Here is a 12,528-nt window from a genome sequence, read left to right as displayed (position 1 = left end):
TTTTAGGAATGCTGTTCTAGCTCACTATTTGTTTTTTGTCTTCGGAAAGCTTTCTAACCTGCTTGGGTGTTATACCTTTTAGCTTTTTATAACACCTTATAAAATAACTACTGTCAGTAAATCCTACTTCCTGCGCGATGAAGGCTATATCGTAGTTGGAGAAGTGTAGCATATTCTCGGCGATGTTGATCCTGGTGGAGGTAATATACTCCTTGCAGGACATGCCGAATCTCTTCTGGAAATTTCTGGAAAAAGTAGCATGTGAGACATTGCACATAGCTGCCAGCTTTTCCACGGTAAGAGGCTCGAAGTAGTGAGAATCAATATATTCGGAGATCATATCAAAATGAAGCTCATAAGAAGGGTGGACGCCTTTTCCGGAAGGTGTCAGCCCTTCTTTTTTCCATATTCGGACAAAATATCCCAGTATTTTCAGAAGGTCTGAGGAGATCATCAGGGAGTAGGCATAATCCCTGGATTGATTTTCCTTAATGATACTCTCAAACAAGGAGCGCATCTTCCACTGCGACAGGTCCTTGGGCGAAATAAGGAGGCTTGCTCCGGTATTATCGAGGCCGTGAAGAATAGTCCGGATGTCGGTCTCATCCAGCTTGCTGGTTGGAAGGTTGGCAGGATCGAATTTTATGACGTCGTATTTAGTTTTAGTGCAACCGTTGGCAAAATCTATGCCATGCACGCTCTTTGGCGGGAAAAGCACCACAGAACCGGTTTCAGCGGTGAGAACCCTGCCATTAATGGCCACATCAACTTCTCCTTCAAGGATGTAGAGGAGCTCCACATAGTAGTGCCAGTGGGTGGGAACAGGGAGTTCAGCGAACTTTGTATCCACTACAAATGCTTCGTAGGGAGATGTGATCGGATCTATATATTCGTATAAGCTATTATTCATAAATGCTCCGTTTTTAATATAAATATCTGCCTATAAAGTATAGGAAAATAGAGATAATTTTGCAATATGAGAGATTTGTCCTATTTTTATAGAGCTTATTTATATTATTTGAACAGGGAGTCCTTATAATAAAATACGTGGCCACGTCCATTAGTACTTTTCCTGAGGAGGAAGAAATAAATGAAGACAGTTTTATTAAATGACAACTGGAAACTTACTGTTCTTGGAAAAAACGTGTATGACATACCCGAAGAGGCTATAGATACTGTTGTTCCTTCCACAGTTTATTCAACGCTTTTAGAGAAGGGCCTTATGCCTGACCCTTTCTATAGAGATAATGAGCTTGATGCGCTTAAGCTCATGGAAAATGATTTTAAGTATGAGACTACATTTACTGTAGATAAAGAGCAGAGAGATGCTGACAGAGTCATCGTCAGATTTGAAGGAATCGATACTTTGGCAGATGTATATATTAACGATCAGAAGCTTGGCTCTACAGATAATATGAATCGTGTATGGGAATTTGACATTACACATGTTATCGATGGAGATGCTGAAAATACTGAATATACACTAAAGGTGGTTTTACATTCTCCTACAAAGTTCATCGCAGAAGAGGATGAGAAATGCCCCGTAGGAGCATCAAGTGACGCTATGCCGGGATTCCCTCACATTCGTAAGGCAGCCTGCATGTTCGGATGGGATTGGGGCCCGAGACTCCCTGATGCCGGAATTTTCCGCGAGGTTAAGCTGATAAGTGTAAACAGTGCAAGACTTACAGATGTATATCTCGAGCAGGAGCATAAGGTTAAGGAAAAGACCATTCGCGGCAACGTGGTTGAATCAGTAGAGGTTTCTGTAGATGCAGAGATAGAGTGGATGCCCGGAATTACTGAAGGCAACGTAAACATCAGACTTAGCGTGGTATCTCCTGACGGCCAGACAGAGGTTACAAGCGAGAGCATCTGCATCGATCCGGTTACAGGCTCTGCACCTTCATCCAATCTGACAGGACTTAAATGCCTTGTGAGATCCAATCATTTAAAAACACATGTTACCGTTGAAAACCCGCAGCTGTGGTGGCCTAACGGCTATGGAGATCAGCCTCTTTACAAGGTAAAGGTTGAGCTTATCTCCAAGGAGGACGAGTCTGTTCTCGATGTTTGGGAGAAGAAGATCGGTCTTCGCACAGCAACCGTCAACACAGATCCCATGCCGGGAGAAGAGTTTGACGAGCACATGAAGGATCAGGTTCCTGACCTTGATGATGGCAACAATATGGTTATTTCTGACGGAGGCCGCAAGGTTTTCGTAACTGATAAAGAGGCTAAAAGGGTTGAGGGCAGAAACTTTGCCTTTGAAGTTAACGGACTTCAGTTCTTCGCAATGGGTGCTGATTACATCCCTGAGGACAACCTTATTACAAGACAGAACAGAGAGCGTACGGATATGCTCCTTTCATCCGCTAAGGAAGCGAACCACAACTGCATCCGTATCTGGGGTGGTGGCTACTATCTGGACGATTTCTTCTATGATGTGTGTGATGAGAAGGGACTTCTTATCTGGCATGACTTTATGTTCTCATGTGCATCATACGAGCTTTCAGATGCCTTTGAGGAGAATATCTCTGTCGAGATAAGACAGAATATCAGAAGACTGCGCTCACATCCGTCAATCGGACTCTGGTGCGGTAATAATGAGATGGAGACCCAGTATGAGGCGCTTGTTTGGCAGAAGAGCAAAAAGCAGACCTACGACTATATCCATCTCTATGAATACATTATTCCCAAGCTTGTGAAGGAAGAGGATCCCAAGGCATTTTACTGGCCTTCATCACCTTCTTCAGGCGGTAATTATGAGAACAGTAACGCTGAAAACGTGGGAGATGTTCACTATTGGGGAGTTTGGCACGGCAATGAACCTTTTACAGCATACAGAAAGCACCATTATCGCTTCCTGTCAGAGTTCGGATTCCAGTCATTCCCTGCGCTTCAGACAGTTAAGAGATTTGCAGAGGAGGGTGACTTCAACGTATATTCCCGCGTCATGGAGATGCACCAGAGGAATACAGCTGCAAACGGTAAGATAATGAACTACATGTCACAGACATACCTCTATCCGAAGAGCTTTGATGAGCTTTTATACTGCTCACAGCTTCTTCAGGCAGATGCTATCCGCTACGGAGTTGAGCACTTCAGAAGATTCCGCGGAACCTGCATGGGTACTGTGGTTTGGCAGCTTAATGACATCTGGCCTGTTGCATCCTGGGCAAGCCTTGATTACTACGGCAACTGGAAGGCGCTTCATTATGCTGAAAAGAAGATGTTTGCACCTGTCCTGTTGTCCTGCGAGGAGCATGGCGAAATAGACCAGAAGCCCTATGTTAATACGCTTCCTCAGCCCGTAGATGTCAGCGCTAATCTTCACGTAGCGAATGAGACAGCTGAGCCTGTAAGCGGAGTTGTAAGATGGTCCCTTAGAAATCCTGATTCTTCCATTGTGAAGGAAGGCAGCTTCGACTTTACTGCACCTGCCTTTGGTGGCACATGGCTTCCTCACCTTGATTTCAACGATCAGGACAGACTTAAGGTTCATCTGTACTATGAGCTTGTGATAGGCGGAGAGGTAGTATCCTCAGGTTCTACGCTGTTCTGCGCACCCAAGCACTACCAATTCATGGATCCCGGACTGGAAGTATCCAGAAATGGTGATATAATAACCGTTACAGCAAAGAACTATGCAAAATCTGTCAGCATTGAGACAGAGGAAGGCGTTCTGAGACTGGACGACAACTTTGTAGACATGGAGAAGGGCGAAAAGACCTTCAGAGTTCTTCCTTCCCGCGATTTTACTGCGGATGGAAAAACAGCAGAGGGAAGTCTCCGCGTGAGAAGCGTTTACGAGGTTGCTGAAAACTAATATTATGCCTTCCCCCTGGGGGCGCACAACGTCCGGGGAACGTTGGCTATGCGCGGACCGAAGTGGAACGGAGACAGGTGTCAGCGAAGCTGACGGATGAGGGGAATTGGGAAAGAAATAGAAAGGATTATTACAATACATGGCAATACTTAAGTTACAGGCCCCTACTAAGGATTATCTTTGGGGCGGAACCCGTCTGGTAGAGGAATATGGTAAAAAATCTGCCGGCGAGGTAACTGCCGAAAGCTGGGAATTATCTTGCTTCCCCGGCAGTGAATCAATCATTGAAAGTGGTGAATTTGTAGGAAAAACTCTTACAGAATATATAGAGGCAAAGGGAAAGTCCGTACTTGGCACAAACTGCGAAAAGTTCCAGGATTTTCCGGTGCTTATCAAGTTTATTGATGCGAGAAAGGACTTATCTCTTCAGGTACATCCTTCCGATGAATATGCGAGAGAGCACGAGAACCAGTTTGGTAAAACCGAGATGTGGTACATCATCGATGCTGAAAAGGATGCATTTTTGTACTACGGCTTTAACAGAGAGGTTTCCAAGGAAGAGTTCGAGAAGCGCATAGAGGATCAGACCCTCACAGAGGTGCTTAATGCTTGTCCTGTACAGAAGGGCGATGTGATTTTCATTGAATCCGGCACTCTTCACGCTATAGGTGCAGGTATTCTCCTTGCTGAGATACAGCAGAATTCCAACGTCACCTACAGAGTATATGACTACGGAAGACGTGATAAGGACGGCAATCTCAGAGAGCTTCATGTTGAGAAGGCGCTTGATGTTACAACTCTGGCACCGGTTAAGAGACCTGCAAGTCCTACTCCTCACATTGGAGTGAGCAAGTACTTCACAGTTGATAAGATCAGCCTTTCAGGACATATTACAAACAAGCTCACCGGAAGTGTTGATCAGACATCTTTCCTCCATGTACTTATTCTCGATGGAGTAGGAGAGCTCAAGAACGGCTGCGGTGGAATGCACTTCAAGAAGGGCGACAGCTTCTTCCTTCCCGCAGGTAGCGGAAATTATGAGATTTGCGGAACGTGTGAAGCAATTCTGACATACGAGAGCTAATGAAAAGGCAGTAGATCGGTTGGTCTACTGCCTTGTTTAAAAACATCTGTTATCTCATAATGCTCATGGCGCTGCCATATAAATCACCGCATTGTTCCTGAATTTGGGAGTACAGATTTCTGTACTCATCATTGTCAGCGCAGATAAGATAGTCGTAGGATTCCATTTCCTTAATAAGCTTTTTGGCATTGTAATAATCGTTAACAGGATCTTTCGTCCTTAAGGATAAGGTTTTTAGCGAATCCTTCAATAAATCATAATAATCTCTGTCTGCTTCTAATGCTCTGCACTTATCCTTTACGGCACAATAATCAGCTTTTATATCTGCTGCAGTAAGATTAAATTCATTGTTTAAGCGGAAAAATCTCTTATATTTCCTGTATAAAACTCCCCAGGATAATTCCGGTCTTCCAAAATCATCCCATTTACCAAGCATTTTACCATCTGTACATTCAGTTATATGGCGAAGTATCGCATCATTGGTATCCAAATCAAAAACCGATGTCCGTGAAACCCAGTAATGATAATTGTTGTCATGCTCTGCCATGATAATGACATTTTCGCTATTATCAAGGATGTAATACATGGCCCTGTTCGATGGATCAGGATCATAATTGGGAATTTCATTGGGAAAATCTTTTGCAAGATTATAATCTGTAATATTCATGGCGCTCCTTTGTGATAGACAGGATAAATCGCTGTTGTAGTATATACTGATTGTAGCTCAATATAGACTATTATCAAAGCCTGTATTCTGGCGCCTATTGATATCGAATTATTTTTTTGTTTCCTTATGGATACTCCTCAAGACCAAATTTTCATGCACAATATAAAAAAATTAACGAAAAACGTTAAAAAATAGTTGACACACATTAACTACGTGTGATATATAATATTTAACGACAAACGTTAACACTTTTACAAGAAATATAAAACAAATTACAAGCGAGGGAAAAGACTTATGAGTATGGTATTAGTAAACGAAGCGATCAGTTCTGTAATGCAAACATTATTATTCACACTTATTCCTTTCATCGTATGGCTGATAACAGCCAGGAAGAAGGAGTCATTCTTCAGCTGGATAGGCCTTAAGGGAGTTGGCGAAGATAAAAAGCAGTGCCTTAAATATACTTTAATAGCTTTTGCAATCTGTGAGGTTGCAGGATTCATTGTAAATAATATGTTCATGAAAGAGTGGAATATATCACAGTATGCAGGAATGGGCGCTGAGGGAATCCCGTGCATAATATTATTCTCATATGTACATACAGCTTTTTCTGAGGAGATTTTATTCAGAGGATTTATCCAGAAGAGACTGCAGAGTAAATTCGGTTTTAGGATAGCAGTTGTTATCCAGGCTATAATCTTTGGATTGGCTCACTTATTACCTGCTCTTGGGCAGATAAATTTCGCGCAGGGAATGGTACTTATGTTTTATCCTATGATACCCGCAGTTTCAATTGCTTTTGTTGATGAGAAGAAGGCAAATGGTTCCATCCTTCCTGGATGGTTGATCCATGGAACATTGAACATTATTGTACATGCTTCACAGTTATAACAATAGATTCAGTAACAACGTATAGATTATATGAAAAGAGAGGTAAGGGAAAATGAAAGATTCAAAGCTTAGAAAAGTAACAGCATTTTTAGCAAAGTTTATTGAGGTTATAGGTTGGCTTGGCGCTGCAATGATGATCATTGCCACAGTAGCTCTGACATTGGGCAAGGAACAGATAATGGCAGCATATCAGAGCGGTACTTTAACAGCAGGTAATATAACATTAACCGGAACAGTGAATAATTCACCTGAGTGGGCGATGGATGTCGTAGGCCGCGGTGGTGCTGTGTTTATATTCATTCCGCTTGCTATTTTATGTGTGCTGACTGCACTTATTTTCAGAAATGTGTACATGATTTTTAAGGCATCAAATGTGGCATCACCTTTCTCAATGGAGAATGTTAAGAGAATCAGAAACATCGGTATCTACGCAATTGCATTACCTATAGTAAAGGTTGTAGCAGGACTGATCTCCTTCATAGCGATGAAAAACGGCGATTATGCGCTCTCAGTTGAACTTTCAGAAGTAGTATTTGGCCTTGTAGCACTTTGTCTGTCACAGTACTTTGCTTACGGTGCTGAGCTTCAGAGCGATGTTGATGGATTGCTGTAAGGAGGTGCCCTATGGGAAAAATCATGCTTGAACTGGATGTAATGATGGCGAGAAGACACATGTCTCTTAATGATCTTTCAGATAAGGTAGGCATCGCCAACGTAAATATGTCGAAGATAAAAAATAATAAGGTAAATGCCATTAGATTCTCAACCCTGGCAGGAATATGTGAAGCCCTTGAGTGCGATCCGGGAGACATCTTAAAATACGATCCGGACGGAGAGAACGACGAAACTGAATAATAGTAAAAGGCCTGCTGCACTAATGATGTCGTGCAGCAGGCATTTTTGTTGCACAAGACCGGCAAGCGAATGGATGCTTGCATACAAATTCATTTGCCGGTTGTAAGAACATGGAGCACGAAGTGCGGAATGTTCGTGTGCGAAATCGAGTAGGAGTCAGCCTACTCGATCTGGAGTATGAAGGTATGAACGATTTTTAATAGTTATTTAATGGAATAGTACATTTATATGGTATATCGTTAATTAATAAGAGAACCGGGGGAAACATTATGAGTGATAAAAAGAAGGTAAGAATAGAATTAATCGATATAGCAAAGGCTATTACCATCATACTGGTAATACTCGGGCATACTACGGGCAATCTGGAAACACCAATGTATAGGCGCCTGTTGTACGCTTTTCATATGCCGCTATTCTTCTTTCTTGCCGGTATGTCCATTAAAGCGAAAGAACTTAAGTCATTCAGGGAATGGATGAGTTTTATTGAGAAGAATCTTCTTGCTCTCATTGTTCCCTACCTGATTTTTGCGTTTATCTATGCACCCTTCAGTTTCGAAAACGTACCAAAGTTCCTGTACGGCTCCTGGCAGATGCTGGGCAAGACCGGCACCCTGACATCATTGTGGTATCTGACATGCTTCTTTGTGGCCAGAATCTACTGTCAGGCACTTATGAATCTTCTTAGTATTGCAAAGTGTAAGAACATGAATTTATGGCTTGGGATTCTGGCAGTTCCGATGTTTACCATTGGTTTTGTGCTCCCGAAGATCGAGATTGGGTATCCGTGGTGTTTGAATGTCAGCTTTGTAGCAACAGGCTTTATCCTGCTGGGCATTGCACTCCGTCAGCAGATACTTATTCTGGCACAGTCAACAGGATGGATACTGTTTATTATCACCGTGGTTTCAGGAGTAATGCTTGCGTTCGGAACCATCTTACGAGGTGATGCCCTGGAGCTGAGCCTTATGTGTGGCGGCGATTACGGCAATGTCTTTTGGTTTATGTATAATTCTATTTCAGGTACAGTTCTGATATTGGGCATATCCATGCTGATCTTCCGCGTTTCGCGTGAAGGTGCCAGACCGTTCAGCACAGCAGCCATTACATATGTCGGACAGCATACGCTGGGCATATTCCTTCTTCATAAAAACATACAGCTTGATCTGATTATTCCATGGATTCGAACCTGGCTGGAAGGACCGCAGCTGCTGGTGGCCTGTATCGCAACGTGCATTTCCTTCGCAGCTGCCCTGCTTCTTTGCGCAATCATAGAAAAGTTTGTGCCACAGCTTCTGGGACAGTTCCCGATTTATCCGCAAAAGGAAGCATGAATGTTATGTTGGTAGAAAACAAGTGAGAATTATGTAAAGCTTCTTAAGATGATTGTTAAGAAAATAGGTAATGAAGAACAGTAACAACAAAAGCTTGCTGTACGTATGATTACGTACAGCAGGCTTTTTTCCAAAATGTGAAAATAAAGTACAAAAAATAGCCAAAAAAGTGATATATTTATTCAGTGCGGATTGATAATATTAAACCGTAAACAAACAACATTATTATTAAAGAGGGAAGGTGAAAACCATGTTGACAAACACAACACTCGCAATTCTTATCGCAGCCATTATTATTCTGGCAATCATCATCATGGCCGCTGGCTATGTGAAGGCTCCGCCGGATAAGGCTTATATTATATCCGGTATGAGAAAAGTTCCACGTATCCTCATTGGTAGAGCAGGAGTTAAGATCCCGTTCCTTGAGAGAGTCGACAGACTTTATCTTGGACAGATGACAGTTGATATTAAAACAGAGCAGTCAGTTCCTACCAATGACTTCATCAACGTAAATGTTGACGCTGTTGCTAAGGTAAGAATCGGCACAACACCTGAAGCTATTCAGCTTGCTGCCAAGAACTTCCTTAACAAGTCTCCCGAGCAGATCACACTTGATCTTCAGGATTCCTTACAGGGTAACATGCGTGAGATTATCGGTACACTTGCTCTTAAGACCATCAACACTGACAGAGACAGCTTCTCAGATCAGGTTATGGAGAAGGCATCTAAGGACATGAACAAGCTCGGTATCGAGATCCTGTCCTGTAACATCCAGAACGTAACTGATGAAAATGGCCTTATTAGTGACCTTGGTATGGATAATACCGCTAAGATCAAGAAGGATGCCGCTATCGCAAAGGCTCAGGCTGACAGAGACGTGGCAATTGCTAAAGCTGAGGCTGACAAGGCAGCTAACGATGCAAGAGTACTTGCACAGACAGAGATTGCTGAGAAGAACAACGCTCTTGCAATCAAGCAGGCAGAACTTAAGAGAGAAGCTGATACAGCAAGCGCTGTAGCAGACGCAGCTTATGAGATTCAGACACAGGAACAGCAGAAATCAATCCAGACAGCAACCGTTAATGCTCAGATCGCTAAGGCTGAGCGTGAAGCAGAACTGAAGCAGAAGGAAGTTCTCGTAAAACAGCAGGAACTTGCTGCTGAGATTGAGAAGAGAGCAGATGCTGAGAAGTATCAGGCTGAGAAGAAGGCTGAGGCTGAGCTCCTTCAGAGACAGAAAAAGGCTGAGGCTGCACAGTTCGAGCAGGAGCGTGAGGCTGATGCTCAGAAGGCAAAGGCTGAGGCTCAGAAGTTCGCAGCAGAGCAGGAAGCTGCAGGTATCAAGGCTAAATATGATGCTGAGGCTGCCGGTATCGCTGCAAAAGGTAAGGCAGAAGCTGAGGCTATCAAGGCAAAGGGTATTGCGGAAGCTGAAGCAATGGAGAAGAAGGCAGAAGCCTACAAGAAGTACAACGGCGCTGCTATGGCTGAGATGATGATCAAGATCATGCCTCAGATGGCTGCTGAGATCGCTAAGCCTCTTTCACAGATCGACAAGATCAACATTTATGGAACAGGCGATGGATCAAATGGTGCAAGCCAGATTTCAGGAAACATGCCTATCGTTATGAAACAGGTATTTGATACAATGTCAGAGGCTACAGGCGTTGATTTCACAGAGATCATGAGAGCCGGCACATATGATGCCAAGGTTAACAAGAACATTAACCTTAGCGGTGACAATGTAAATGTCACAGTTGATAAATCTGAGAAATAATCAGTAAATAAGTAGTACAAGTGCCGCCCTATTGAGAAATCAGTAGGGCGGTTTTTTCATATATTAATATACGATAAAAAAGTAGTTTCTTTATCCCTTTAATGTGGTAAAATGATAAAGTCTATTCATTTTATATTTTTAAAGGGAGGAAAAATGAGTACAGCGCATATCGGTATAATCATTTCAATTCTGGTATATCTGGCTATGATGCTTCTTGTAGGCTTTGTAAGCTCAAAGGATACCAACGATGTAAGCGATTTTTATCTTGGGGGAAGAAAACTTGGTCCGTTTGTTACTGCCATGAGTGCAGAGGCATCGGATATGAGTTCATATCTTCTGATGGGACTTCCGGGACTTGCATATTTTTCAGGTGTTGCAGATGCCGGATGGACTGCAATAGGTCTTATTGTAGGAACCTATCTCAACTGGCTCTTCACAGCCAGAAGACTTCGTAATTATACGGAGAGGCTCGATGCCATCACTATTCCGGATTATTTCAAAAAGAGATTCCGTGATAACAGTAATGTAATCCTTTGTATTGGAGCATTATTCATTCTGATATTCTTCGTGCCCTATACAGCTTCAGGATTCTCAGCATGCGGCAAGCTGTTTTCATCGCTTTTCGGAGTTAAGTATCAGTTGGCAATGATCGCTTCTGCAGTAATAATCATCGGTTATACAACAACAGGTGGTTTCCTTGCTGCTTCCAAAACTGACTTTATCCAGTCAATCGTAATGACAATGGCACTGTTTTTCGTTGTGGGATATGGAATCGTATCTGCAGGCGGAATGTCAGCTGTAATTGAAAACACCAGGAATCTGCCTGGATTCCTTGATTTCAACGCTACTCACAGTAACGTGACAGGAGAGGGACTTCCTTATGGCATTTTCAATAAGGTGACGATGTTCTGCTGGGGACTTGGCTACTTCGGAATGCCCCATATTCTTCTTAGATTTATGGCAGCAAGAAAAGCGTCTGAGATTAAGCTTTCAAGAAGAATAGCATCTGTATGGGTTGTATTCTCACTTGCTATTGCAGTTTTCCTTGGTGTTGTAGGTAGAGCTATGACAGAGGCAGATGCGCTTGCTTCACTGATTGATCCTGCAGACCTCACAAGCTCATCTATGGCAGAGACATTGATAGTAGTAATTGCTGAGCAGATAAGCAGGCATAATTTTGTATTTGCACTTATTGCAGGACTTGTTATTGCAGGAATTCTGGCATCAACAATGTCCACAGCGGATTCACAGCTTATCGCAGCTTCCTCTGCAGTTTCTGAGAATATCATTCAGGAAACCTTCAAGATCAAGCTGACAGAGAGATATGCGATGTTTACAGCAAGACTTACACTTATCATTGTTGCCGTATTTGGTATCATTATCGCATGGAATCCCAACAGTTCGGTATTCGGCATTGTATCCTTTGCCTGGGCCGGATTTGGTGCGGTTTTCGGACCTGCAATGATAATGTCACTGTATTGGAAGCGTACTAATAAGTTCGGAGCCATCGCAGGAATGATATCCGGCGGCCTTATGGTATTCTTATGGAAATATACTGTAAGACCTATGGGCGGTGTCTGGGATCTGTACGAACTTGCGCCTGCGTTCCTGGTTGCAATAATAATGATCGTTATTGTAAGCCTTCTTACAAAGGAACCTGAGCAGGAAATTGTTGATGAATTCGAACATGTATCCAAGATGTCATAAATAAAGATAAGCGTAGCAGTTTGATGGCTGCTACGCTTTTTTTTATTTAATAGGAAATTTCGCCTTGCGGCGAAAACTTGAATTAAAAGGCCCGGACAAGACCGGGCCACGCAAAGCGGAGGTATGTTGGTTTTAAATTACCAATCTACCTCGTCAAAGAATTCATCATCTTCATGCATAAAGTAATCCATGTCGAGAAGGTCTTCATCATCCATCTCGCGGATTTCATTCGCCGTCATGCCTTCCGGCGGATTTTGGATGTATTTCTCTCTAAGCTTTGCAATTAGTTCTTTACTGGCCATGGCTGTTCCTCCTGTAGCATGATTTTATCATGCACAGGAATACGAGGGAACATTGCTGATTTTTGAAGATGGAGCTCTGCTCTTG

The 12,528-nt window shown here is 42.8% G+C and carries 11 protein-coding genes; 8 read left to right on the top strand and 3 right to left on the bottom strand.

The window, feature by feature from the left end; genetic code table 11:
- Positions 1-16: 16 nt before the first annotated feature.
- Positions 17-910 carry an AraC family transcriptional regulator gene (locus G587_RS0112370; RefSeq protein ID WP_026492505.1) on the bottom strand — a complete coding sequence of 298 codons (894 nt, stop codon included), beginning with the start codon at positions 908-910 and terminating at the stop codon, positions 17-19.
- Between the two features lie 180 nt (positions 911-1,090).
- Between G587_RS0112370 and G587_RS0112365 the strand changes: the two genes are divergently transcribed.
- The gene (locus tag G587_RS0112365; protein ID WP_026492504.1) at positions 1,091-3,829 is read left to right on the top strand and encodes a beta-mannosidase; all 2,739 of its coding nucleotides are present in this window, start codon (positions 1,091-1,093) and stop codon (positions 3,827-3,829) included.
- 139 nt (positions 3,830-3,968) lie between these two features.
- Positions 3,969-4,913 carry a type I phosphomannose isomerase catalytic subunit gene (locus G587_RS0112360; RefSeq protein WP_026492503.1) on the top strand — a complete coding sequence of 315 codons (945 nt, stop codon included), beginning with the start codon at positions 3,969-3,971 and terminating at the stop codon, positions 4,911-4,913.
- Positions 4,914-4,962: 49 nt separating this feature from the next.
- Here the strand turns inward: G587_RS0112360 and G587_RS0112355 are convergent, their stop codons facing one another.
- Positions 4,963-5,580, bottom strand: a complete 618-nt coding sequence (locus G587_RS0112355) for a hypothetical protein (protein ID WP_026492502.1) — start codon at positions 5,578-5,580, stop codon at positions 4,963-4,965.
- Between the two features lie 294 nt (positions 5,581-5,874).
- On the opposite strand from G587_RS0112355, the gene G587_RS0112350 reads away from it, so the two are divergent.
- The 6 genes from G587_RS0112350 to G587_RS0112325 all read left to right on the top strand — a co-directional run bounded on the left by G587_RS0112350 (position 5,875) and on the right by G587_RS0112325 (position 12,141).
- On the top strand, positions 5,875-6,471 hold the full coding sequence (locus G587_RS0112350; RefSeq protein WP_026492501.1) for a CPBP family intramembrane glutamic endopeptidase: 597 nt from the start codon (positions 5,875-5,877) through the stop codon (positions 6,469-6,471).
- A gap of 52 nt (positions 6,472-6,523) precedes the next feature.
- On the top strand, positions 6,524-7,084 hold the full coding sequence (locus G587_RS0112345) for a DUF2975 domain-containing protein (protein ID WP_026492500.1): 561 nt from the start codon (positions 6,524-6,526) through the stop codon (positions 7,082-7,084).
- A gap of 11 nt (positions 7,085-7,095) precedes the next feature.
- Positions 7,096-7,326 (top strand): helix-turn-helix domain-containing protein, encoded by a 231-nt coding sequence (locus G587_RS0112340; RefSeq protein WP_026492499.1) that lies wholly within the window; start codon positions 7,096-7,098, stop codon positions 7,324-7,326.
- A gap of 269 nt (positions 7,327-7,595) precedes the next feature.
- Entirely contained in the window at positions 7,596-8,657 is a 1,062-nt protein-coding gene (locus G587_RS0112335) for an acyltransferase family protein (RefSeq protein WP_026492498.1), read from the top strand.
- Positions 8,658-8,907: 250 nt separating this feature from the next.
- Positions 8,908-10,434: a flotillin family protein gene (locus G587_RS22630; protein ID WP_155829529.1), complete on the top strand. Its 1,527-nt coding sequence runs from the start codon at positions 8,908-8,910 to the stop codon at positions 10,432-10,434.
- Between the two features lie 153 nt (positions 10,435-10,587).
- Positions 10,588-12,141 carry a sodium/proline symporter gene (locus tag G587_RS0112325; protein WP_026492497.1) on the top strand — a complete coding sequence of 518 codons (1,554 nt, stop codon included), beginning with the start codon at positions 10,588-10,590 and terminating at the stop codon, positions 12,139-12,141.
- Between the two features lie 137 nt (positions 12,142-12,278).
- Here G587_RS0112325 and G587_RS25880 read toward each other — a convergent pair whose 3' ends face one another.
- Complete coding sequence (locus tag G587_RS25880; RefSeq protein ID WP_196812572.1) at positions 12,279-12,443, bottom strand: hypothetical protein; 165 nt, start codon at positions 12,441-12,443, stop codon at positions 12,279-12,281.
- Positions 12,444-12,528 lie beyond the last annotated feature (85 nt).

Source organism: Butyrivibrio sp. XPD2002 (assembly GCF_000423945.1).
Lineage (GTDB): Bacteria > Bacillota > Clostridia > Lachnospirales > Lachnospiraceae > Butyrivibrio.
The sequence above is the reverse complement of the archived record's forward strand: the minus strand, read 5'-3'. Positions and strand labels throughout refer to the sequence as shown.